The following is a 22,064-nucleotide window of genomic DNA, read 5'->3' on the forward strand; positions in this document are numbered from 1 at the left end:
GGATCTGTCCTCACAGCGGTTCGGAGACGTAGACGGCGGTCGAGACCAGCGCGGTGTAGCCCTCGGCGTCGGTGGCGAGGTCGCTGCTGAGGTAGCCGGCCGGGCTGATCGGGCGGTACTTGTAGCAGGCGCGCAGCAGCATCAGGTCGTGTTCCTGGCCGAACTCGAAGGCGCGCTGCGGCGTCACGGGCTGGGCGGTGTCGACGCAGTTGGCGTCGTGCGGCGGCTCGGTCCAGTCGCGCGGGTCGAGGCGCAGCATCTCGAGCTGCAGCGTGTTCTCGCAATCGGGCAGCGTTCCGGCGCGCGCGCAGATCTTGCTCTTGAGCAAGGCGTGGTCGTAGGTCGAGCCGGTCGCGAGCTTGATGCCACGCACGCTCTGGTCCAGGGCGCGTTCCAGCACGGTCTGGCGCAGGGTGACCGTGCCCAGCTCGATGGTGGACAGCACGAGGCCGATGAAGAGCGGCGTCCAGAGGGCGAAGGGCACGACCATCGAGCCGTCTTCCCGGTCGCGGAACCGGCACAGGGCCGTCTTGATGAAGCGGATCATTGCGTGAGCCTCAGCTGGTTGAGCGTATGCGCGATGGTCGAGAAGGCATCCTCGATCTCGACCCCTTCGACGCGGAAGAAGTGCGCGGGCGACGAGGCGCAGTTGCGCATCACGTCGGCGCCGTGGTCGGACACCTCGAAGCCGATGCCCCAGACGATGATGCCCTGTTCCTTGGCGGCGTCGCAGATGTTGTCGAGCAGCCGGTCGCCCGTCGATGCGTTGTATTTCTGGTAGTAGAACTGGCTGTGCTGGTACGAATTGACGTAGCGGCGCAGGTAGTACCACAGGTTGTAGCGTTCCCAGTGGGCGTACTCGGACTCGGAGTTGTAGGCCCAGTCCTGGATCCGGTTGGAGCGGTCGTGCTGGCCATCGGTCATCAGGACCACGGTCTTGAGCACCTCCTGGTCGTCGTAGTCGACGGGGCGCCCCTCGAAGACGGCATCCACGGTGCCGTCGGCGATCATCCCGCTGGCGATCTGGCGGGTCGAGGGGTCGAGCAGGGCTGTGGCCCATTTCATGCCCATGAAGATCGAGGTGCCGGCGCGCGGCTGGAACTTCGAGATCTGCGACTTGAGCGCGGTGCCGTCCTGGCTGAAGGCCGTGATGCGCTCGTAGTCGTAGCGCGGGCAGACGGTGTCGGAGCGGTCGTTGCTGTACCCGTTGTAGTTCCACTGGAAGTGCTGCATCTGGTCGTACTCGATCGAGTAGTCCAGCGCGGCCTCGTCGAAGATCGGGTCAGGCATTTCGATGCAATGCGAGTAGCCGTGGCGCCAGTTCACGTCGAGATAGCTCAGGATCTCGGGACCGGCGTTCACATGCTCGGAGTAGGGCACGAGGCTGATCGAGACGAGATCCTCGGTGCTGTCGTTGAGCAGCGTGTCGATGAAGGTGCCGGCGGCGGATTTCAGCCGCGCCATCTTCTGGTTGGACTCCATCGAGCCCGAGATGTCGAGCACCATCGATATCTCGACCTTGTTGAAGCGCTCGGTCGCCTGCGCGAGGCCGTCGGCCTGCAGGGTGTCGACGCCGATCAGTTTCATGAAGTTGGACGGCATGGCCATTCTGCCGTCGGCCGTCACGATGCGGTAGTTGAGGCCCTCGTCGACCGAGACCGAGGTGAGCGAGCCGCCCATGCCCATCTTGTCCATGAAGTCGGTGACGACGCCCTCGGGGTCGAGCTCCTGGTCGAGGTCGGCCGCCGCGAGCACGGCGCGGTCCAGCGTGTTCTGAAGCTTGGTGCGCTCGAGCTCGGTGTGGATCAGGTCGATGCCGATCCCGCCGAAGACCATCATGACGAGCGAACAGGCGACGGCCATGTAGGACATGCTGCCGTCTTCGTCGCGGCCGAAGCGGACGGCCGAGTTCGCGAGAGTGGAGGCGACCGTCGGGGAACGCAGCGAACGGCCATGGCAGTGGCCCGTGTTCTTCCTTTTCATCCCGATTCCTTTCATCCGGAGCAGCCCGGAACACCCCCACGTGACCCACGTTGCAATGCGGCCCTTATCGCGCGATAAAGTGTCCGAAATTGGGCGAATGCGCCGGCATTTCCTGAAAATATGCTTTAAGATCAATTACAAACTGGGGCGTTCGGCCGCTCTGTTTCCGCCACATTTACAATGGCTGCCCGGCCCCGACTCGGTGAGGCGGGGCATTCGTATAAATTCGGGCGAGAAATGGATATCTTCCGGCGCCGACGGGCGTTAACCTCTGCGTTACAGGACGGGCATAAGGGTGAGGCTCCGACAGAGTGCCAGACCCGCGACGCCCGTGGAGGGAGGATTGATGTCAGCCGCACCGGCCAACGAGCCGACGTTCCGCGAGAGCGTCGACCTGATGTTCAACCGCGCCGTGGCGCTGATGGACCTGCCCCCGGGACTCGAGGAAAAGATCCGCGTCTGCAACGCCACCTACACGGTGCGGTTCGGCGTGCGCCTGCGCGGCCAGATCCACACCTTCACCGGCTACCGCTCGGTCCACTCCGAGCACATGGAGCCGGTCAAGGGCGGCATCCGCTTCGCCTCGGCGGTGAACCAGGACGAGGTCGAGGCGCTGGCGGCGCTCATGACCTACAAGTGCGCGCTGGTCGAGACGCCCTTCGGCGGCTCCAAGGGCGGGCTCTGCCTGAACCCGCGCGACTACGACGAATACGAGCTCGAGCAGATCACGCGCCGCTTCGCCTACGAGCTGGCCAAGCGCGACCTGATCCACCCCAGCCAGAACGTGCCGGCGCCCGACATGGGCACTTCCGAGCGCGAGATGGCCTGGATCGCGGACCAGTACGCGCGGATGAACACCACGGACATCAACGCCCGCGCCTGCGTGACCGGCAAACCGCTGAACGCCGGCGGCATCGCCGGCCGGGTCGAGGCGACGGGGCGGGGCGTCCAGTACGCGCTGCGCGAGTTCTTCCGCCACCCCGAGGACGTGGCCGTGGCCGGGCTCTCGGGAGATCTCCAGGGCAAGCGGATCGTGGTGCAGGGGCTGGGCAACGTGGGCTACCACGCCGCCAAGTTCCTGTCGGAGGGCGACGGCGCGAAGATCACCGGCATCATCGAGCGCGACGGCGCGCTCTACGATCCCGACGGCCTGAACGTCGAGAAGGTGCGCGAGTGGCTGATCCGGCACGGCGGGCTCAAGGGCTACCCCGACGCCAACCACACGGCCGAGGGCGGGGCGGTGCTCGAGCACGAGTGCGACATCCTGATCCCCGCCGCGCTGGAAGGGGTCATCAACCTGTCGAACGCCCACAGGATCCAGGCGCCGCTCATCATCGAGGCCGCGAACGGCCCGATCACGGCGGGCGCCGACGATATCCTTCGCGCGGCCGGCAAGGTCATCATCCCCGACCTCTATGCCAACGCGGGCGGTGTCACGGTGTCCTATTTCGAGTGGGTCAAGAACCTGAGCCACATCCGCTTCGGCCGGCTGCAGCGCCGGCAGGAGGAGGCGCGGCACGAGCTGGTCCTGCGCGAGCTGGAGCGGCTGGACGAGGCGCTGGGCGACGCGTGGAACATCGATCCGGGCTTCAAGGAGAAGTACCTCAAGGGCGCCGACGAGCTGGAACTCGTGCGCTCGGGGCTCGACGACACCATGCGCACGGCCTACCAGTCGATGCGCGAGGTCTGGCACGGACGCGAGGACGTGACGGACCTGCGAACGGCCGGTTTCATCGTCGCGATCGACCGTGTCGCGTCGAGCTACCGGGCGAAAGGGCTCTGAGCCGAACCAAATATCGCAAAATTTGAAGACGCCAAGTCTCTAGAATTCTGGAGATATTTTGCGCCTGCCCAAAAGTGGCCGTATTCTCGCGCGAATTCTCCGGATTTTGCCCCTCAGTCGCCCTATTGGGCCGTCATGTTCACCCTGACCGCGAGATTCTCGTGGAATCAGGGAAGTTGAAACATGCGACTACGTAGCCTGCCGGGTCGCCCGGCAACCCGATTTGTGAAAGAGGAAGACGGCAACGTCACGGTCTTTTCCGTGTTCATGCTCGTCCTCATCATCATGATCACCGGGGCCGCCGTCGACATCATGCGGTTCGAGGCCGTCCGCACCTCCATGCAGAACACGATGGACCGCGCGGTGCTGGCGGCCGCCGACCTCGACCAGAAACAGGACCCCACCGAGGTGGTGCGGGACTACCTGCTGAAATCGGGGATCACCAAGGTCAAACCCGGCGTGACCGTCAACGAGGGGTTCAACTACCGCACCGTGAAGGCGAGCGGCGTGTCGGACATCGACACCATCTTCCTGAAGATGTCGGGCTTCGACACGCTCTACGCCCCGGCGCTCAGCGCCGCCGACGAGAAGATCGCCAACGTCGAGATTTCCCTGGTTCTCGATATCTCGGGCTCGATGCGCTGGAACAGCCGGATGGACCGCCTGCGCCCGGCCGCCAAGCATTTCGTCGACAAGGTCATGAACGAGGAAAGCGTCGGCGTGACCACGCTCAACCTCATTCCCTTCGCCGGCCACGTGAACCCCGGCGACATCATGTTCGATTACTTCCGCGGCGAGCGGCCCAACGTGCCGGTGATCGAGCCCGAGGAGCCGGGCGATTTCTTTGCACCCTGGGAGCAGGCGATCTCGAACATCGTCATGTACTTCGACCTCGACGGCGACGAGATCTTCGACCGCGCCCACAAGATCGAGGGGTTCCCGGAAAACGCCCCGCGTGACGCGGACGAGTTCATCGCCGGGGCCGTGGGCTATGTCTCGCAGCACGACAGCCGGATCGATGCGAACGCCACCTTCCTTGGCGCCTCGATCAAGGGCGGGCGGCAGTCGACCCGGTACTTCACGGTCTACGGCGACTCGAACGGACCGGAATCGGACCTTGGTCCGACCAAGAACAGGGGCAAGATCCCCGGCTCGACCTACCAGTACGGCAGCATCGATTTCGAATACTACGCCCAGTACTACACGGGCGGCGGCGACACCGTGACGGACCGCAACGTCAACATGCCGTCGTCTTGCATCGAGATCTACGACGCGGAATTCTCGACCACCGCGCTGCCCTCCTCGGACGACTACGTGCCGCACTTCCACCACTGGGAGATCGACGACGCGGTGATGGATTGGGGCTGGTGCCCCGAGGACGACACGGCGATCCAGTACTACTCGTCGAACGCGACGCAACTGAAGGCCTTCATCGACGACATCCGCCTGCATGACGGCACCGGCGCGCAGTACGGCATGAAATATGCCCTTGCCCTGCTGGACCCCGCCACGCGCGCGGCGGTCAGCCACCTGATCGCCGAGAACGTCATCGACGCGAGCTTCGAGGGCCGCCCGATCGACTGGGACGACTACGAGACCGAGAAATACATCGTCATCATGACCGACGGCATCGTCACCGAGCAGGTGCGCCCGACCGATCCCTATGCCGCCATCAACGGCGAGGTCGTTCTGACCGAGCAGGATGGCAGCGCGCGCTACGAGTTCTCGGCGCGGAACAAGAACGTCACCAACCTCTACAGCCAGTGCGACCTGGCCAAGGAGAAGGGCGTGACGGTGTTCTCGATCGCCTTCGAGACCGACACGGCCTCGGCGCAGGAGATGAAGAACTGCGCCTCCTCGGAGAGCCACTTCTTCCATGTGCAGGGTCAGGAGATCTACGAGGCCTTCGACACGATCGCACGCCAGATCAACAACCTGAGGCTCGTCCAATGATCCGCGCCGTCCTGTCCCGCCTGCGCCGGTTCCGGTCCGATGAAGCCGGTTCGGCCACCGTCGAATTCGCGATCTACGCGACGCTGCTCTTCGTGGTGCTCGCCGTGGGGGTGGAGTTCGCCTACATGAACCTGCGCCACGCCATGCTGGAACGCGCCCTGGACCTCGTGGTGCGCGACATCCGGCTGGGCACCGGCAACGCGCCCAGCTACGAGACCGTGCGCGGCAAGATCTGCAAGGAGACCGCGATCGCCGAGGACTGCGACGGCAACCTGCGGCTCGAGATGATGCAGGTCGATCCGCGCGCCTTCGTCGGGCTGCCGGCCGACGCCGACTGCGCCAACATCGAGGAAGACCCGCGGCCGGTGCGCCACTTCCAGCCCGGCCTCGACAACGACCTGATGCTGATCCGGGCCTGCCTGAAGTTCCAGCCGATGTTCCCGACCACCGGGTTCGGCGGCCAACTCCACAAGGACGCCGAGGGCTACGCCCAGCTTGTCGCGACATCCGCATTCGTCCAGGAGCCACGCTGATGCCAGCCATGATTTCCGCTCTCAGGTCCCGACTGGCCCGCTTCCTGCGGGCCGACGACGGGAACACGACGCTCGAGGTGGTGATCTTCGTCCCCCTCATGCTGACCATCATGGCCGCGACCTTCTCGCTCTACGACGCCTTCCGTTACAAGAGCCTGAACAACAAGGCGGCCTACACGATCTCGGATGCGCTCTCGCGCGAAACCGACCCGGTGGACGACGCCTATCTCGACGGCATGCTGGAGGTGCTGAAGTTCCTCACGCGCTCGGACGGGGTCTACTCGATGCGGGTCTCGATGGTGCGCTACAACGGCACCGACAACGTCTACGAGGCCGAGTGGTCGGCCGTGCGCGGCGGCTTCGACCTGCTGACCAGCGCCGACCTGCCGAACTTTTCCGACCGGTTGCCGCAGTTGCTGCACAACGAGCGCGTGATCGTGGTCGAGACATCGACCATGTACGCGCCGCCTTTCACCTTCGACGCGCTGCCCTCGCAGGAATTCTACAACTTCGTCACGACCCGGCCGCGCTTCGCGCCCAAGCTGGTGCTCGCGGGGACCTGACCGGCGCGCGCCATCAGGTCGCGTGACATCGGGCCGGGGGCGGGCTACATCCCAAGGGACAACCGGATAGGGAGTGACTCGGGTGACGCGCGCAACAGGTTTTCTGCTCATCGCATTGCTGTCGGCCGGAGCGGCCTCGGCGCAATCGACCAAGGAAGAGCGCTGCGAGGCATCGGCCGCCGTCGTGATGGAGGCGGTGCAGGCGCGTCTCGACGGCATGCAGAAGTCGCGCGTCCGGCGGGCCCTGATCCGGGAACTCGACCGCACCGCCGGCGAGATGCTCGCCGACTGGATCTACGGCCTGCCCGAGTCGGAGCTGACCCCTCAGGTGGGCGAGACCTGGAAGGCCCAGTGCCTCTCGCAATGAACTGATCCCGCATCGTCCCGCGCCGCAACCGGCGCGGGTGCTTTCAACCTGTCGACCACGACCGACCGGGCGCTGGACTCGGGGCGGACGCGTGGCGATGATGGAGAGACCATGAGTCTGCCGCCCGGGTTCCTAGACGAGCTGCGCAGCCGCACGAGCCTGTCACAGGTCGTGGGGCGCAAGGTCATGTGGGACAACCGCAAGTCCAACCAGGCCAAGGGCGACATGTGGGCGCCGTGCCCCTTCCACCAGGAAAAGAGCGCCTCGTTCCACGTCGACGACCGCAAGGGGTTCTACTACTGCTTCGGCTGCCAGGCGAAGGGCGACGCGATTTCCTTCGTGAAGGACAGCGAGAACGTGGGCTTCATGGAGGCGGTCGAGATCCTCGCGCGCGAGGCCGGGATGCAGATGCCCGCCCGCGACCCGCAGGCGCAGGAGAAGGCCGACCGCCGCGACGAGCTTGCACAGGTCATGGAGCAGGCGCTGCGCTGGTTCCGCATGCAGTTGCGCACCGGCGCCGCCACCGCGGCGCGGGCCTACCTCGAGCGGCGCGGCCTGAGCGAGCCGGTGCAGGATCGCTTCGAGCTGGGCTTCGCGCCGGAGGGCTGGCAGAACCTGCGCGACCACCTCGCGGGGCAGGGGGTGCGCGACGAGCTGATCATCGGCGCGGGGCTGGCGCGGACCTCGGACAAGGGGCGGGCGCCCTACGATGTCTTCCGCAACCGGATCATCTTTCCCATCCGCGACGGACGCGGCCGGGCCATCGCCTTCGGCGGCCGGGCGATGGACCCGAACGACAACGCGAAATACCTCAACTCGCCCGAGACCGAGCTCTTCGACAAGGGCCGCAACCTCTACAACCACGCACCCGCGCGCGAGGCGGCCGGCAAGGGCCAGCCGCTGATCGTGGCCGAGGGCTACATGGACGTCATCGCGCTCAGCGAGGCGGGGTTCGAGGCCTCGGTCGCGCCGCTGGGCACGGCGGTGACCGAGAACCAGCTCGCGCTGCTGTGGCGCATCGCGGACGAGCCGGTGATCGCGCTCGACGGCGACAAGGCGGGGCTGCGCGCGGCCTACCGGGTGATCGACCTCGCGCTGCCGCTGCTGAGCGCGGGAAAATCGCTGCGCTTCGCGCTGATGCCCGAGGGCAAGGACCCAGACGACCTGCTGCGGGCGCAGGGCGCGCAGGCGGTGCGCAAGGTGGTCGAGCAGGCGCTGCCCATGGTGCGCCTGCTGTGGCGGCGCGAGACCGAGGGCAAGGTCTTCGACAGCCCCGAGCGGAAGGCCGCGCTCGACGCCGCGCTGCGCGAGCACCTGCGCCGCATCCAGGACCCGGGGCTGCGCCGGCACTACGGCGACGAGATCAAGGAGATGCGCTACCAGCTCTTCCGCCCGCAGCGCACGTCCTACCGGAAGGGCCCCCGCCGGCCCTGGGACGCGCCGCCGCCGCCCAGTCCCTCGGCCAAGTCCTCGCTGCTGGTGGCGGCGGGCGACGAGGGGCAGGTGCAACTGCGCGAGGCGGTGATCCTCTCGGTGCTGCTGACCACGCCCGACATCCTGCCCGAGTTCGAGGCGCAGCTCGAGGGTCTGGAGTGCGCCGACCCGCTGCACGCGCGCCTGCGCGACGCGCTGCTGGCCCACATGGAGGCCGGTTCCGAGGCGCTTCGGGAGCATTGTGAGCATGCAACGGGAAAAGAAGCCCTTGAAACCCTGCTCGCGGCACGCCATCTCCGCGTCGTGCCCTGCCTGCGCAATCCGGGCGATACCGAGGCGGCCCGACTGACCGTCGCCGAGGAACTGGCCAAGATCGCCGCGCAGCGCGGGCTGGAGGCCGAGATCGCCGAAGCGGAGGAGGATCTGGCCGATCTCGCGGACGAGGCGCTGACCTGGCGTCTCGGACAGGCGGCGCAGGCCAAGAACCAGGCGGTGCGACGCAAGGACGAGAACGAGACGGAATACGATCTCGGGCCCAACGGGGCCCGAATCGACAGGTCGGAACGCAGCGCGCTCGACGCGTTGATGCAACAGATTCGATTTTCGAAGGGCCAGAGCTAGTCTTCAGGCCGAGGAAAGCGGGATAAAAAGAGGTATGCGGGTGGCCGAATCAATTGATTCCCTCCACGATTCGTCGCAACGAATCATGTGATCGCGCGTACTGGGTCCGATGAGGGCCTTCTCCCAGAGACGGAGCACTTCATGGCAGCCAAAGACAACGACGACGCCAAGCCGGAAACTCAGGAAGACGCGCACAGCCTCGACATGAGCCAGGCCGCGGTCAAGAAGATGATCACGGAGGCGCGTGAACGCGGCTACATCACCTACGATCAGCTCAACCAGGTGCTCCCGCCCGACCAGGTCAGCTCGGACCAGATCGAGGACGTGATGTCGATGCTCTCGGAAATGGGCATCCAGGTCACCGAAGAGGAAGAGACCGAGGAAACGGACGACAACAAGGGCTCGACCGAGCTGGTCGACGCCGCGAAGGGGCGGGGCGACGTCGCCGTCTCCTCGGGCCAGAGCGAGAAGCTCGACCGCACCGACGACCCGGTGCGCATGTACCTGCGCGAGATGGGCTCGGTCGAACTGCTGAGCCGCGAGGGCGAGATCGCCATCGCCAAGCGCATCGAGGCCGGCCGCAACACCATGATCGCGGGCCTCTGCGAGAGCCCGCTGACCTTCCAGGCGATCACGATCTGGCGCGAGGAACTCCTCAGCGAGGAGATCCTGCTGCGCGACGTGATCGACCTCGAGACGACCTTCTCGGGCCAGATGGACGAGGACGGCGAGATCGCCGAGCCGGTCGTCGACACCACCGAGGCCGAGACCGAGAAGAAGGAAACCGAGCAGCCCGAGTACGACGCCGACGGCAACCCCATCGCCAAGGACGACGACGAGGACGAGGACGAGCAGGCCAACATGTCGCTCGCCGCGATGGAGGCCGCTCTCAAGCCGCGCGTGCTCGAGACGCTCGACCGCATCGCGCAGGACTACGAGGAGCTGGCCGCGATGCAGGACGCGCGGATCAGCGCGACCCTGAACGAGGACGCCTCGTTCTCCGAGGCCGACGAGAAGCTCTACCAGAAGCTCCGCTCGGAGATCGTCGAGCTGGTGAACGGGTTGCACCTGCACAACAACCGCATCGAGGCGCTGATCGACCAGCTCTACGGCATCAACCGCCGCATCATGTCGATCGACAGCTCGATGGTGAAGCTCGCCGACCAGGCCCGCATCAACCGGCGCGAGTTCATCGACGAGTATCGCGGCTACGAGCTCGACCCCAACTGGATGGAGCGCATGGCCGGAAAGCCCGGTCGTGGCTGGCAGATGTTCAACGAGCGGTTCGCCGACCGCGTCGAGGGGCTGCGCGCCGACATGGCGCAGGTCGGCCAGTACGTCGGTCTCGACATCAGCGAGTTCCGCCGCATCGTCGGCCAGGTGCAGAAGGGCGAGAAGGAGGCCCGCGCGGCCAAGAAGGAGATGGTCGAGGCGAACCTGCGTCTCGTGATCTCGATCGCCAAGAAGTACACCAACCGCGGCCTGCAGTTCCTGGACCTTATTCAGGAGGGCAACATCGGCCTGATGAAGGCCGTCGACAAGTTCGAGTATCGCCGCGGCTACAAGTTCTCGACCTACGCGACCTGGTGGATCCGCCAGGCGATCACCCGGTCCATCGCGGACCAGGCGCGCACGATCCGCATCCCGGTCCACATGATCGAGACGATCAACAAGCTGGTCCGGACGGGGCGCCAGATGCTGCACGAGATCGGCCGCGAGCCGACCCCGGAAGAGCTGGCGGAAAAGCTGCAGATGCCGCTCGAGAAGGTCCGCAAGGTGATGAAGATCGCCAAGGAGCCGATCTCGCTCGAGACGCCCATCGGCGACGAGGAAGACAGCCAGCTCGGCGATTTCATCGAGGACAAGAACGCCGTGCTGCCGCTCGATGCGGCGATCCAGGACAACCTCAAGGAAACCACGACGCGGGTGCTCTCGTCGCTCACGCCGCGCGAGGAACGCGTGCTGCGGATGCGCTTCGGCATCGGCATGAACACCGACCACACCCTCGAGGAGGTCGGCCAGCAGTTCAGCGTGACCCGCGAGCGGATCCGCCAGATCGAGGCCAAGGCGCTGCGCAAGCTCAAGCACCCCTCGCGGTCGCGCAAGCTGCGGTCCTTCCTCGACCAGTAAGGAGCGCGTCATGTCCTTCCTGAAACGGCTCTTCGGCGGCGGCGGCGGCGGCGAGACCCCCGCGCCCAAGGGCGAGACGATCGAATACAAGGGCTTTCGCATCACGCCCGAGCCCATGCCCGCCGACGGCCAGTTCCGCATCGCGGCGCTGATCGAGGGCGAGGTCGGCGGCGAGACGAAGTCGCACCACCTGATCCGCGCCGACGTGATGCGCGATCACGAGCAGGCGGTCGAAGCCTCGCTGCGCAAGGCCCGGCAGATGATCGACGAGCAGGGCGAGCGGCTTTTCGGCTGAGACCGTCCTGTATTGCGTGCCGAACATGAAAATGCCGCCCTCCAGGGGGCGGCATTTCGCGTTTCCTGCCTTGGCAAGCCGGCTCAGTTCACCGGCATCACGAAAACCTCCCGCACGTTGGCGCGCGGGTCGGCGCCGAGGGCGAAGATGACCGAGCGGGCCACGTCCTCGGGCTTGAGCTTGTCGGGCTTGGCCTCCTCGAAGAAGGGCGTGTCGACCATGCCGGGCGCGATCACGGTGACGCGGGCGCCCCATTCGCGGAACTCCTCGGCGAGGTTGCCGGCGTAGCCGTGCACGAACCACTTGCTCGCCGAATAGACCGAACCCTTGATGTGCGTGCGCCCGGCGGCGGAGCCGGTCAGCAGAAGGTGGCCGCGGTTCTTGACGAAATAGGCCGAGGCCGCCTTGGCCGTCCAGAGCACGCCCATCACGTTGAGCCGGATCATCGCCTCCCATTCCTCGGGGTCGCCCTGGCGGGTGCCGGCGGCGCTGAGCCCCGTGCCCGCGTTGGCGAAGGCCGCGTCCACGTCGCCGAAATGCTCGGCAAGGCGTGCCATCGCGGTTTCCTGGTCCTCGAGCGAGGTGGCATCGCCCGGCAGCGCGAGGGCGTGAGCGCCCAGTTCGTCGCAGAGCGTGGCGAGCTTGTCCTCGGAGCGGGCGAAGAGGCCCACGTTCCAGCCATGCTCGACCGCGGCACGGGCGGTGGCGGCGCCGATGCCTGTCGAGGCGCCGGTGATGAAGAGCGTCTTGCGGGTCATGGGGGTCTCCTTCCTCGGGGTCTTGCGGGTGCCGATGCGCGGCACCTGCTGCGTTCCCGGCAGAGGTAGTGCGCCGGCGGCCCGGGGTAAGGGCGGGAACCGGCCGGGCCGACGCCGCGTTTTGTCGCCAATCGAGGAGAACGGAATGACCCGCCTGATCGCCCTGACCACCGCCGCCGCCTGCGCTGCGGCCGCCGCCTTTGCCGCAACCGAGACGTTGTCGCAGCGTCCCGGTGACGTCATCGAGATCGAGGTCGCACCCGAGCGGCTGGCCGAGTGCCGCGAGACCCTGCAGCAGGTCGCGCAGCGCCCCGCCGTGACCGACGACGGCAGCCCGATCCTCGTGGACACGACCGAGGATCTGCCCGGCGTGGTCTGCGTGGCCGTGCCCGAGGCTTGATGCGCGCCTCGCCGGGCATGGCATCCCGCCGCGCCCGGCGCTATGCATGGGGGTGAGCCCGAGGGGAGGCCGGCCATGCAGACGATCTTCGACATTTCCACCGACGGCGCGGGGCTCTACGAGTTCACCCGCGACGTGAAGGGCTGGCTGCGAGAGGCCGCGTCCGGCGACGGTTTGCTGACGCTCTTCATCCGGCACACCTCTGCCTCGCTGCTGATCCAGGAAAACGCCGACCCCGACGTTCAGATCGACCTCGCGGCCTATTTCCATCGGCTCGTGCCACCCGCGCACGATCCCTCGATGGATTACCTGCGCCACCGGCAGGAAGGCCCCGACGACATGCCCGCGCATATCAAGGCGGCGATGATGCCGGTCTCGCTCTCGATCCCGGTGAGCGAGGGGCGCATGATGCTCGGCACCTGGCAGGGCATCTACGTCTTCGAGCACCGCGACCGTCCGCACCGGCGGCAGGTCGTCGCGCACCTGTCCCGCTGAGCCTGCACCGGAGTCCGCCGCCCATGTCATACGATCGCGCCCTCCTGACCGCCGACGCCCTGATCGCCGCCCGGTCGGACGAGCTGTCGCAATGGTGCGCCACGATCTTCGATTTCGCCGAGCCGGCCTGGCGCGAGTACCGCTCGGCCGCCTGGTACGTCGAGCGGCTGCGCGCCGAGGGCTTCACGGTCGAGGAGGGCTCGGGCGGGATGCCCACGGCCTTCTGCGCCGAGTGGTCCAACGGCGATGGCCCTGCGGTCGGCATGTATGCCGAGTACGACGCGGTGCCGGGCAACAACCAGGCGGCCCGGCCCGAGCGCGCGCTGCGCGAGGGGCTCGGCGCCATGGCGGCGGGGCACACCGATCCGCATTCGGCACTGGGCATCGGCAGCCTCGCGGGGCTGCTGGCGACCAAGGCGGCGATGCAGACGCTGGGCATTCGCGGCCGGCTGCGCTTCACCGGAGAGCCCGCCGAGAAGGTGCGCGGCTCCAAGCCGATCCACGCCGCCAAGGGCTACTACGACGGGCTCGCGGGGATGCTGAGCTTTCATCCCTTCTACATGCTGCCGCTCTGCAACACGGTCCGCTGGGACACGCATTGCGGGGCGGCCTATTCCTTTGTCTATCGCTTCGTCTGCGATGCGCCGCAGGACTGGGGGGCGCGGGACGGGGCGCCGATCCCGCAGTCGCATTCCGACATCCGCGCGCCCGGGGCCAACGACGCGCTGGTGATGATGTACCAGCAAGGGCGGATGCTGCGCGACGCCATGGCGCCGCATCGCGGGGGCTGGTCGATTTCGGAGGCGATCCTGTCGACGGGGCAGGCCACCGCCGACAACCTGCCCGCGCTGCGGGCGGACCTGCAGTACATGATGCGCGTGCCCGACCTGCAGATGGCCGAGCAGGTGACCGCGCAGCTGGACGGGCTGGCCGAGCACTGCGCGGCGATGACCGGCTGCCGGGTGGAAAAGCACTGGGTGTCGAAGTCGCGCCCGGGTCTCGCCAACCTTGCCATGTCAAAGATCGTCTGGCGGGCGCTGGAAGAGGTCGGCCCGCCGGTCTGGGACGACGAAGGCCTGGATCTCGCGCGGCAGGTGCAGCGCGCCTGCGGCGGGACGGGCGAGGGCGATCCGCTGATCCCCGAGTGCCACGCACTCATCGCGCCGGAGCGGGCCGAGGCGATCCTGCGGCAGGACCTGCCGCCCGCGCAGGCCAACAGCACCTCGGACGATTACACCGACATGACCTGGCATGCGCCGACCGCGCGGTTCTACATCGCGCGGCCCGCGCTGCGCGGCGGGCCTTACCCGCCCTGGGCGATGAACGCGCTGGGCGGCATGCCCGCCTGCATCGACCCCACGGTGCGCACCGCCGGCCGCGTGCTGGCGCGCGCGGCGCTGCGGCTGCTCATGGATCCCGCCGCGCGCGAGGCCGCCGCCGAGGAACTGCAGCGCCGCCGTGCCGAGGCCGGGGGCATCCCGCCGCTGGCGGATTACCCGGCGCCGGTGGACCTGCCCTGGCCGGAATACGTCGAGACGCCGCGCGGGCGGGACTGGCACATCCCGGGCTGATCACGGTTTGGGCGCCTGCCTGTGGTCCGCAGGACTCGCATGCGGTCCCCTATGTTGCGGCACGAAATCTACCCTACCCAATCTGTGGCCGCCCGCCTATAGTGGCTGTGGACAAGTGGGGCCGAACCCCACGGCCCGAGGCAGAGACGAACGGATAGGGGGACGGCCATGCGCTGCCCGTTTTGCGGAAACATCGACACGCAGGTCAAGGACTCGCGCCCGGCCGAGGATCACGTCGCGATCCGGCGGCGGCGGTTCTGCCCGGCCTGCGGCGGCCGTTTCACGACCTACGAGCGGGTGCAGCTGCGCGACCTCGTGGTGATCAAGACCAGCGGCCGGCGCGAGGATTTCGACCGCGACAAGCTGGAACGCTCGATCCGCATCGCGCTGCAGAAGCGCCCGATCGACCCCGAGCGCGTCGACCAGATGATCTCGGGGATCGTGCGGCGGCTCGAGAGCATGGGCGAGACCGACATTCCCTCGAAGCAGATCGGCGAGATCGTCATGGAGACGCTGGCGCGGATCGACACCGTGGCCTACGTGCGCTTCGCCTCGGTCTACAAGAATTTCCAGGCCGCGGACGACTTCGACCGGTTCGTGAGCGAGCTGCGTCCCGAAGGCGCTCCGGCCGAGAAGTGAGCGGGACGGACGCAGGCCACATGGCCCACGCCCTGCGGCTGGGCCGGCGGGGCGATGGGGCGGTGGCTGGCCGAACCCCGCCGTCCGGCTGCGTGATCGTGAAGGACGGCCGCGTCGTCGGCCGCGGGCGCACGCAGGACGGCGGCCGCCCCCATGCCGAGGTCGTGGCGCTGGCCGAGGCCGGCAAGGCCGCCTTCGGCGCCACCGCCTATGTCACGCTGGAACCCTGTGCCCATCACGGCAAGACCCCGCCCTGCGCCGAGGCGCTGGTCCGGGCCGGCGTGGCGCGCGTGGTGGCGCCCATGCCCGACCCCGACACCCGCGTTGCGGGCAAGGGGTTCGACCGGCTGCGCAAGGCCGGGATCGAGGTCACGACCGGCGTTCTGGCCGAGGAGGCGGCGCGCGATCACGCGGGCTTCGTCCTTCGGGTCACCAAAGGCCGCCCCATGGTGACGCTGAAGCTCGCGTCGAGCTTCGACGGGCGCATCGCCACGGCGACGGGCGAGAGCCAGTGGATCACCGGCCCCGAGGCGCGCCGCGCGGTGCACGGGCTGCGCGCGTGCCACGACGCCGTCATGGTCGGCGCGGGAACGGCACGGGCCGATGATCCCTCGCTGACCGTGCGCGGCTGGGGCGATGTCCCGCAGCCGGTGCGCGTCGTGGTCTCGCGGCTGATCGACGTGCCGCTGATGAGCAAGCTCGCCTCGAGCGCGCGCGAGGTTCCGGTCTGGGTCGTGCATGGCTCGGACGCCGCGCCCACGATCCGCAAGGCCTGGGACAGCTGCGGTGCGCGGTTGGTGCCGGGCACGGTCAAGGGCGGGCGCATCGAGCCCGAGACCATGCTGGCGCGCCTCGGCGAGGCCGGGCTCACGCGGGTCTTCTGCGAGGGGGGCGGGCAGCTGGCCGCCTCGCTGCTTGCGGCGGATCTCGTGGACGAGCTGGTGGGCTTTACCGCCGGCATGGCGCTGGGCGCCGAGGGACGGCCGGGGATCGGGGCCATGGGCGTCGACAGTCTTGCCGAGGCGCCGCGCTTCGAGCTCGTGGAGGCGCGGCCGGTGGGCGGTGACGTCATGCACCGCTGGCGCCGGACCTGATCCCGCGGAGCGCGCCTGCGGCGCGCGCAGGTCGGATTGCGTTCGGGCCACGCGGGCCCCGGGGGAAATCCCCCGGACCCCCTTTGCGTATTTTTGAACAAGAAGAAGAGACCTGGGGTCAGCGGCGCCAGAGGTGGGCCTGCGTGGCGAAGAGGCCCTGGAGCTTCGACAGCGTGCGGTTGAGCGGGCCGGGCGCCGGTATGGGGCCGGTTTCCAGACGGTCGAGGATGACCTCGACGGGGCAGGGCAGGCCGCTGACCGGGTCGCGGTAGCGGGGGTAGGCAATGAGCGTGGCGTGGACGAGGCCCTCGAGCGTGGGTCTCGGGCCTTTCAGGCGCCGGTCGGGGACGGGGCCGAGGTCGCGCGTGAGGCCCCAGCCGGCGTAGAAGGGCGCGCCGAGCGTGGTGACGGGCACGCCGCGCAGCAGCGCCTCGAAGCCCGCGAGGGATGTGAGCGTCCAGACCTCCTGCACCTCGGGCAGCAGCGCGCCGATGTCGGTCCGGCTGAGCGTGGCGTCGGCCCATCGCTCGGGGGTCTCGACCGCGCCGGGGCGCAGGCCGGCCTCGACGTCCGGGTGCGGCTTCCAGAGGATCGTGGCACCGGGGTTCTCGGCGCGGGTGCGTTCGAGAAGTCCCGCGTTGGTGCGGATCTCGGGGCTGCCGAGGCGGATGGAGGCGTCATCCTCGACCTGGCCCGGCACGAGGATGCGATGCCCGGGGGGGAGCGCGGGGGGCGGGCGGCCGGTGTTGTACTTGGAGATGCCGCCCTGCGCGATCCGCTCGACCAGGCGCCGGGCGCGCGCGGCCTGGCCGGGGCGGAGATCGGTGGAGGCGGCGATGAGCCGTTCCAGCCGCGACGGCCCGGTCGGGTCGTAGTAGATGCCGAGATCGTCCAGCACCAGCGAGAGGGGCGGCACCAGCTCGGCGCCGAGCCCGCGCGAGCGCAGGAAGCCGTCCTCGACGCGGCAGGCTGCATCGCCGGGCGTCGCCTTGCCGGCCCAGATCATGCGGCGGCGGCCCGAGCGTGCGGCGCGTTTGCGGGCGGTATCGGGGGCCGGGGCGAAGATGACTGGGCGATGCCCGCCAAAGAAGCCCTGCAGGGGCCGGCGTTTCCAAAGCCGCATGCCCTCGGCCACCCAGCCGTGGCGGTCCTCGCGCCAGGCGCGGACCTGCGCCTCGAAGGCCGCGAGCGCGTCCTCGAAGGGGCAAAGCCGGTCGCGGCAGGGATCGTACCAGGTGGGGTAGAGGATCATTGCCGCTGCGAAGAGCTGCGCGCGGGTCAGGTTGCGGGTGCGGCGGGGCAGGGAATGCTCGTCCGTGGTGAGGCCCCAGCCCGCGTAGAAGGGCGTGCCGAAGACGCGCGGGCGGTGGCCGGCGAGGATGGCCTCGAAGCCCATCTGCGAGGAGACCGTGTAGACCGCCGTGGCGCCCTCGAGCAGGGCCTGCGGCGCGATGTCCGCGTCGCAGATCGCGATGCGGCCCTGCGCGTCGGCCGCGGTGAAATGGCCCGGGCGGTGGCCCGCGCGGGTCTCGGGGTGGGTGCGGAGCAGGACGCGCTGGCCCGGGTTCTCTTCCTGTGCCCAGTAGAGCATCTCGAGGAAGCGGTTGCGGTCGGCGCCCGAGGCGCGGACCGAGGCGTCGCCGGCGGTCTGGTCGACCACGAGGACATAGCCCGGCTCGGGCAGGGGGGCATCCGGGTCGTGGGCGGCGTATTTCGACAGCCGCGCCTCCGTGATGCGGGCCATGCCCTCGCGGGCGCGCTCGAGCAGGGCGTGATCGTCAAGCGGATGGCTGGCGAGCAGCGTCTCGAGGTCGGAGGGTGTCCGCGCGTCGAAATGCACGCCGCTGCGGTCGAGCAGCAGCCCCAGCGGCGGCTCGCCTGCGCGGCCCGGGTGCAGCGAGCGCAGGAAGGCGTCCTCGACACGCAGCAGGCCGGCTCCGGTTCGGGCGGCCAGCGCCTCGCCCCGGTGCGCGTAGGGCGACTGGCCCCAGACCCCCACGGTGTCCTGCGCGCCGGGCCGGCCGAGCGATACGCGCCAGCCCGCCAGCGCCAGGATGCGTCGCAACCGGGGCTCTCGCAGGAAGCCGGCGGTGCGGACGTAAAGACGCCGGGAGCTTTCACTCCCGGCGCCACCCTGTCCCTCGTTATGGTTATTCAGGGTTACTCTCCGCTGACCGCCGTGGCCGTCGTGGCCAGCGTGCTCACAGCCCCCAGCGAGCCGGTCAGGGCGGAGATGGTCTTGCTCCACTGAGCGTAGGGTGCCTCGGTGACGTAGAGCGTGTCCTGGTCGCGGACGACGAAGTCGCGCGCCATGAACATGCCGTTGGGCTGCGTCAGGTCGAGGACGTAGACCATGCGCTGTGCGCCGATCAGGTCGGTGCGTCCGAGGACCTGGTTGGCGATCTCGGCGGGTTCGTTGCGGAAGACGAAGACGCCGGTCGGGTCCGAGGCGGTGGGCACGAGCCCGCCGACCTGGGCGATGGCCTCGACCGCGCTCAGCGTCTGGGTCTCGAAGGGGACGCGGGCCTGGGTGCCGGTGGCACCCAGCGAGGTGAAGGCGCGGGTGTCCTGCTCGACGAGGATCCGGTCGCCGCCACGCAGCGCGATGTCATAGGAGGGATTGTCGTAGAGGTCCTGGAACCAGATCTCGCCCTGGTGGCCGCCGCGCAGCACCTTGACCTGCGCCACCTCGGGCGGGATCGTGATGCCGCCGGCGCGGGCCAGCATGGCCGAGAGCGTGCGCGTGGGCCGCTCGATGGCATAGACGCCCTGGCCGCCCACGGCGCCCACGAGGCTGACGGTCGAGCCGTCGCCGGCGAGGCGGCGCACCTCGACCTGCGGGTCGGGGGTCTGTTCCTCGAGGCGGTCGGTGATGATGCGGCGCACGGCCTCGGGCGAGTTGCCGGCGGCGCGGATGCGGCCTGCGTAGGGCACGAAGATGAAGCCCGAGCCGTCGACCTGCACCTCTTCGAGGCGGGTGGCGTTCGCCTCGCTCGCGGCGAGCAGGCCGTCGTCGACGTTTTCCCAGACGGTCAGGCCCAGCGTGTCGCCGGGATTGATCGTGTCCGAGCCCAGCACGCCGGCGCTCTGGAACTGTTCGGAAAAGCCGAGCGCGGGCACGACGGCGGTGGCGCGGGTGACGCGGTCGTTCACGGCGACGACGAAGGCGTCGCCCTCCTGCATGACCGAGCCGGAAAAGATTTCGCGTTTGTTGGGGCCCATGCGCGGCAGGCCGCAGGACGCCATGAGCGACACGGCCGCGAGAACCGCGACGGTGCGGACCCATCGCTTGCGGGGATAAATCACTGCTCGGTCTCCTCGACCTGTTCTTGTTCTGCCTCAGCTTTTTTGTCCAAGGTACCGGAATCCCGGCAATTGCGCCAGTCCCGCGGCCCCGGGGACCTAGTGGACGAGGCGCAACTGTTGCCTTGGGGCCGCGGTGCCGTGACGCAGGGCGTCGTAGGGATCGTCGGGAGAGAGCATCATGTCGACCACCAGCCGCAGCAGCTGGCGGCGCCCGCGGGCCGAGTAGAAGCCGCCCGGCACCTGGCTGGTTTCCAGCAGGTAGCGGCGGTAATCCTTGTAGGCGCGCATGTCGGGCCGGTCGGGCTGGGCAAAGAAGGCGTCGAGCGGCTGGGTCGAGACGAACTCGGGCTTGGCGTAGACCGCGGCACCGAAGACGCGCAGGGGCAGGCCCCGCCAGAGCACCTGCTGCGCCGCCGTCGAATTGACCGTCACCGCGCTGCGCGCGTCGTCGAGCAGCCGGGCGAGCTTGCCGCCCCGGACGTAGTGCACGCGATCCTCGACGCCGTGGCGCGTGGCCAGCTCGCGGATCGTGCGGCGCAGCGGCACGCGGCCGTTCTCCAGCGGGTGCGCCTTGAAGACGAGGTGGTGGTGCCCGGGCGCGCCGCGGGCAAACCCCTCGACCACCACCTCGAGGAACGCGCGCATGGAGGAAAACGGCGAGTGCTGGCGAAAGCTCGCGTCGTGCTCGAGCTGCAGCAGCGCGAGGTGGTAGGGAAAGCCGCCCAACCGGATGCGCTGGGTGGCCACCAGGCGCTCGGCCCGGTGCAGGGGCATGAGCAGCAGGCGTTGCAGGTAGAGGCGGAACTCGCGCGCGACGGTCAGGTCGCGGTGCGGGCGGAAGTTGCGGTAGGCGCTGTTCCGGAACATCACGAACCAGTGGTAGAGCGCGCCGTAGAAGATGTGATGGCGCATGTCGCCCCAGTGACCGGGCGGCAGCGGCGCCTCGAGGTCGGACTGCGCGAGGGCGGCGCGCATCCGCGCGATGTCCATCTCCATGAGCCGCGAATGCCCGTTCGCGCCGCCGCGCTCGTAGGTGACCCAGTAGGGACGCATGTAGCCTTCCTCGAAGACATGCACCGCGATGCCCCGCGCGCGGGCCTCGGTGACGGCATCGGCGTGGATCGGTCGCGTGTCGCCGTAGAGGACGATGTCGGTGACGCCCTTCTCCTCGACCAGGCAGCGCAGCCTGGCGGGCCAGTCCTCGGGCCTGCCGGCGTAGGGGATGTAGCTTGCCGGGTGGAACCAGAAGGCGCGGTCACCCGCGTTGAACCCCACGCGCCAGACCTCTGCTCCCGCCCGGCGCAGCATGGCGCCGAGGCGATGGAAGAAGGGCCCGTGCGGCCCCTGCAGGAAGAGGAAGACCCGTTGCTTGCTCATGCCGGTCCGGTGGTGGATAGTCCGGCAGAAGCGATAGCGCGCATTTGCGTCGAAAATAAGGCCCCGGACCCCGGGCGGAAGGAGTGAGCCCATGTTCACAGGCATCGTCACCGACGTCGGAGAGGTGCGCGCGCTGCGCGAGGCGGGCGACCTGACGGCGCGTATCGGCACCGCTTACGACACCGGCGGGATCGAGATCGGCGCCTCGATCGCCTGCGACGGGGTCTGCCTGACGGTGGTGGACCTCGGGCCGGACTGGTTCGACGTGACGATCAGCGCCGAGACGGTCTCCAAGACAAACCTCGACGCCTGGTCCGAAGGCCGCCGCGTCAACCTGGAACGCGCGCTCAAGGTCGGTGACGAGCTGGGCGGGCACATCGTCTCGGGGCACGTCGACGGCGTGGCCGAGGTCGTGGAACTGCGCGACGAAGGCGACAGTACCCGCGTGACCCTGCGCGCGCCCGAGGCGCTGGCGCGCTTCATCGCGCCCAAGGGATCGGTGGCGCTGAACGGCACCTCGCTCACGGTGAACGAGGTTTCGGGCCGTGATTTCGGCATCAACTTCATCCCGCACACCAAGGAGGTAACGACCTGGGGCGCGGTGCGGACAGGCGACCGGGTCAACCTCGAGATCGACACGCTGGCCCGCTACGTGGCACGGCTGCAGGAGATGTCCTGACCCGGCGCGGCGCCGCCGGCCGCTTGTGCGTATTTCAGGGAAAGATGAAGGCACGGGAGACCGGCTACAGCAGGCCTCTTCAT

General features: G+C 68.5%; 20 protein-coding genes. 14 read left to right on the forward strand and 6 right to left on the reverse strand.

Annotation, left to right across the window (positions count from 1 at the left end; all coding sequences use genetic code 11):
• Positions 1-10: 10 nt before the first annotated feature.
• Complete coding sequence (locus SALMUC_RS02775; protein ID WP_020038922.1) at positions 11-547, reverse strand: TadE/TadG family type IV pilus assembly protein; 537 nt, start codon at positions 545-547, stop codon at positions 11-13.
• Positions 544-1,983: a TadE/TadG family type IV pilus assembly protein gene (locus SALMUC_RS02780; RefSeq protein WP_020038923.1), complete on the reverse strand. Its 1,440-nt coding sequence runs from the start codon at positions 1,981-1,983 to the stop codon at positions 544-546. The genes SALMUC_RS02775 and SALMUC_RS02780 overlap by 4 nt, the downstream gene beginning before the upstream one ends.
• 346 nt (positions 1,984-2,329) lie before the next feature.
• Here SALMUC_RS02780 and SALMUC_RS02785 point away from each other — a divergent pair, with 346 nt between their 5' ends.
• The 8 genes from SALMUC_RS02785 to SALMUC_RS02825 all read left to right on the forward strand — a co-directional run bounded on the left by SALMUC_RS02785 (position 2,330) and on the right by SALMUC_RS02825 (position 11,662).
• Positions 2,330-3,766, forward strand: a complete 1,437-nt coding sequence (locus SALMUC_RS02785; RefSeq protein WP_020038924.1) for a Glu/Leu/Phe/Val family dehydrogenase — start codon at positions 2,330-2,332, stop codon at positions 3,764-3,766.
• A gap of 183 nt (positions 3,767-3,949) precedes the next feature.
• Positions 3,950-5,719 carry a TadE/TadG family type IV pilus assembly protein gene (locus tag SALMUC_RS27910; protein ID WP_084513874.1) on the forward strand — a complete coding sequence of 590 codons (1,770 nt, stop codon included), beginning with the start codon at positions 3,950-3,952 and terminating at the stop codon, positions 5,717-5,719.
• Entirely contained in the window at positions 5,716-6,252 is a 537-nt protein-coding gene (locus SALMUC_RS02800) for a TadE/TadG family type IV pilus assembly protein (RefSeq protein WP_020038925.1), read from the forward strand. Before SALMUC_RS27910 ends, SALMUC_RS02800 begins: the two co-directional genes overlap by 4 nt.
• Positions 6,252-6,815 (forward strand): TadE/TadG family type IV pilus assembly protein, encoded by a 564-nt coding sequence (locus SALMUC_RS02805; RefSeq protein ID WP_020038926.1) that lies wholly within the window; start codon positions 6,252-6,254, stop codon positions 6,813-6,815. The genes SALMUC_RS02800 and SALMUC_RS02805 overlap by 1 nt, the downstream gene beginning before the upstream one ends.
• Positions 6,816-6,897: 82 nt before the next feature.
• Positions 6,898-7,182 carry a hypothetical protein gene (locus SALMUC_RS02810; RefSeq protein ID WP_020038927.1) on the forward strand — a complete coding sequence of 95 codons (285 nt, stop codon included), beginning with the start codon at positions 6,898-6,900 and terminating at the stop codon, positions 7,180-7,182.
• A 111-nt stretch (positions 7,183-7,293) separates the two neighbouring features.
• Positions 7,294-9,237 (forward strand): DNA primase, encoded by a 1,944-nt coding sequence (dnaG, locus tag SALMUC_RS02815; RefSeq protein ID WP_020038928.1) that lies wholly within the window; start codon positions 7,294-7,296, stop codon positions 9,235-9,237.
• 141 nt (positions 9,238-9,378) lie between these two features.
• Positions 9,379-11,367, forward strand: a complete 1,989-nt coding sequence (gene rpoD, locus SALMUC_RS02820) for an RNA polymerase sigma factor RpoD (protein ID WP_020038929.1) — start codon at positions 9,379-9,381, stop codon at positions 11,365-11,367.
• Between the two features lie 10 nt (positions 11,368-11,377).
• On the forward strand, positions 11,378-11,662 hold the full coding sequence (locus SALMUC_RS02825; protein ID WP_020038930.1) for an HlyU family transcriptional regulator: 285 nt from the start codon (positions 11,378-11,380) through the stop codon (positions 11,660-11,662).
• Positions 11,663-11,745: 83 nt separating this feature from the next.
• On the opposite strand, the gene SALMUC_RS02830 is transcribed toward SALMUC_RS02825, so the two are convergent.
• Entirely contained in the window at positions 11,746-12,420 is a 675-nt protein-coding gene (locus SALMUC_RS02830) for an SDR family oxidoreductase (RefSeq protein ID WP_020038931.1), read from the reverse strand.
• Between the two features lie 145 nt (positions 12,421-12,565).
• Here SALMUC_RS02830 and SALMUC_RS02835 point away from each other — a divergent pair, with 145 nt between their 5' ends.
• The 5 genes from SALMUC_RS02835 to ribD all read left to right on the forward strand — a co-directional run bounded on the left by SALMUC_RS02835 (position 12,566) and on the right by ribD (position 16,619).
• Positions 12,566-12,820 carry a hypothetical protein gene (locus tag SALMUC_RS02835; protein ID WP_020038932.1) on the forward strand — a complete coding sequence of 85 codons (255 nt, stop codon included), beginning with the start codon at positions 12,566-12,568 and terminating at the stop codon, positions 12,818-12,820.
• Between the two features lie 75 nt (positions 12,821-12,895).
• Positions 12,896-13,315, forward strand: coding sequence for a secondary thiamine-phosphate synthase enzyme YjbQ (locus SALMUC_RS02840; RefSeq protein ID WP_020038933.1), 420 nt, complete (start codon positions 12,896-12,898; stop codon positions 13,313-13,315).
• A gap of 23 nt (positions 13,316-13,338) precedes the next feature.
• Positions 13,339-14,886 carry a zinc-binding metallopeptidase family protein gene (locus tag SALMUC_RS02845; RefSeq protein WP_020038934.1) on the forward strand — a complete coding sequence of 516 codons (1,548 nt, stop codon included), beginning with the start codon at positions 13,339-13,341 and terminating at the stop codon, positions 14,884-14,886.
• 168 nt (positions 14,887-15,054) lie between these two features.
• The gene (gene nrdR / locus SALMUC_RS02850; protein ID WP_020038935.1) at positions 15,055-15,525 is read left to right on the forward strand and encodes a transcriptional regulator NrdR; all 471 of its coding nucleotides are present in this window, start codon (positions 15,055-15,057) and stop codon (positions 15,523-15,525) included.
• A gap of 20 nt (positions 15,526-15,545) precedes the next feature.
• Positions 15,546-16,619: a bifunctional diaminohydroxyphosphoribosylaminopyrimidine deaminase/5-amino-6-(5-phosphoribosylamino)uracil reductase RibD gene (gene ribD / locus SALMUC_RS02855; protein WP_020038936.1), complete on the forward strand. Its 1,074-nt coding sequence runs from the start codon at positions 15,546-15,548 to the stop codon at positions 16,617-16,619.
• Positions 16,620-16,737: 118 nt separating this feature from the next.
• On the opposite strand, the gene SALMUC_RS02860 is transcribed toward ribD, so the two are convergent.
• The 3 genes from SALMUC_RS02860 to SALMUC_RS02870 form a co-directional block, all read right to left on the reverse strand.
• On the reverse strand, positions 16,738-18,777 hold the full coding sequence (locus SALMUC_RS02860) for a capsular polysaccharide biosynthesis protein (RefSeq protein ID WP_037371097.1): 2,040 nt from the start codon (positions 18,775-18,777) through the stop codon (positions 16,738-16,740).
• Positions 18,778-18,779: 2 nt separating this feature from the next.
• The gene (locus SALMUC_RS02865) at positions 18,780-19,865 is read right to left on the reverse strand and encodes a polysaccharide biosynthesis/export family protein (RefSeq protein WP_051155873.1); all 1,086 of its coding nucleotides are present in this window, start codon (positions 19,863-19,865) and stop codon (positions 18,780-18,782) included.
• Between the two features lie 156 nt (positions 19,866-20,021).
• Entirely contained in the window at positions 20,022-21,302 is a 1,281-nt protein-coding gene (locus SALMUC_RS02870; protein WP_020038939.1) for a capsule biosynthesis protein, read from the reverse strand.
• Positions 21,303-21,393: 91 nt separating this feature from the next.
• Between SALMUC_RS02870 and SALMUC_RS02875 the strand changes: the two genes are divergently transcribed.
• Positions 21,394-21,981, forward strand: a complete 588-nt coding sequence (locus SALMUC_RS02875) for a riboflavin synthase (protein ID WP_020038940.1) — start codon at positions 21,394-21,396, stop codon at positions 21,979-21,981.
• Positions 21,982-22,064 lie beyond the last annotated feature (83 nt).

Origin of the sequence: Salipiger mucosus DSM 16094, assembly GCF_000442255.1 — a bacterium.
Classification (GTDB): domain Bacteria; phylum Pseudomonadota; class Alphaproteobacteria; order Rhodobacterales; family Rhodobacteraceae; genus Salipiger; species Salipiger mucosus.

Bases quoted from the DNA above. Each gene is read 5' to 3' on its own strand.
- dnaG (WP_020038928.1), top strand. From the start codon at position 7,294: ATGAGTCTGCCGCCCGGGTTCCTAGACGAGCTGCGCAGCCGCACGAGC.
- SALMUC_RS02870 (WP_020038939.1), bottom strand. From the start codon at position 21,302: ATGAGCAAGCAACGGGTCTTCCTCTTCCTGCAGGGGCCGCACGGGCCC.
- SALMUC_RS27910 (WP_084513874.1), top strand. From the start codon at position 3,950: ATGCGACTACGTAGCCTGCCGGGTCGCCCGGCAACCCGATTTGTGAAA.
- rpoD (WP_020038929.1), top strand. From the start codon at position 9,379: ATGGCAGCCAAAGACAACGACGACGCCAAGCCGGAAACTCAGGAAGAC.
- SALMUC_RS02845 (WP_020038934.1), top strand. From the start codon at position 13,339: ATGTCATACGATCGCGCCCTCCTGACCGCCGACGCCCTGATCGCCGCC.
- SALMUC_RS02805 (WP_020038926.1), top strand. From the start codon at position 6,252: ATGCCAGCCATGATTTCCGCTCTCAGGTCCCGACTGGCCCGCTTCCTG.
- SALMUC_RS02865 (WP_051155873.1), bottom strand. From the start codon at position 19,865: ATGGCGTCCTGCGGCCTGCCGCGCATGGGCCCCAACAAACGCGAAATC.
- SALMUC_RS02875 (WP_020038940.1), top strand. From the start codon at position 21,394: ATGTTCACAGGCATCGTCACCGACGTCGGAGAGGTGCGCGCGCTGCGC.
- SALMUC_RS02830 (WP_020038931.1), bottom strand. From the start codon at position 12,420: ATGACCCGCAAGACGCTCTTCATCACCGGCGCCTCGACAGGCATCGGC.
- SALMUC_RS02825 (WP_020038930.1), top strand. From the start codon at position 11,378: ATGTCCTTCCTGAAACGGCTCTTCGGCGGCGGCGGCGGCGGCGAGACC.
- ribD (WP_020038936.1), top strand. From the start codon at position 15,546: ATGGCCCACGCCCTGCGGCTGGGCCGGCGGGGCGATGGGGCGGTGGCT.
- SALMUC_RS02840 (WP_020038933.1), top strand. From the start codon at position 12,896: ATGCAGACGATCTTCGACATTTCCACCGACGGCGCGGGGCTCTACGAG.
- nrdR (WP_020038935.1), top strand. From the start codon at position 15,055: ATGCGCTGCCCGTTTTGCGGAAACATCGACACGCAGGTCAAGGACTCG.
- SALMUC_RS02800 (WP_020038925.1), top strand. From the start codon at position 5,716: ATGATCCGCGCCGTCCTGTCCCGCCTGCGCCGGTTCCGGTCCGATGAA.
- SALMUC_RS02780 (WP_020038923.1), bottom strand. From the start codon at position 1,983: ATGAAAAGGAAGAACACGGGCCACTGCCATGGCCGTTCGCTGCGTTCC.
- SALMUC_RS02785 (WP_020038924.1), top strand. From the start codon at position 2,330: ATGTCAGCCGCACCGGCCAACGAGCCGACGTTCCGCGAGAGCGTCGAC.
- SALMUC_RS02835 (WP_020038932.1), top strand. From the start codon at position 12,566: ATGACCCGCCTGATCGCCCTGACCACCGCCGCCGCCTGCGCTGCGGCC.
- SALMUC_RS02775 (WP_020038922.1), bottom strand. From the start codon at position 547: ATGATCCGCTTCATCAAGACGGCCCTGTGCCGGTTCCGCGACCGGGAA.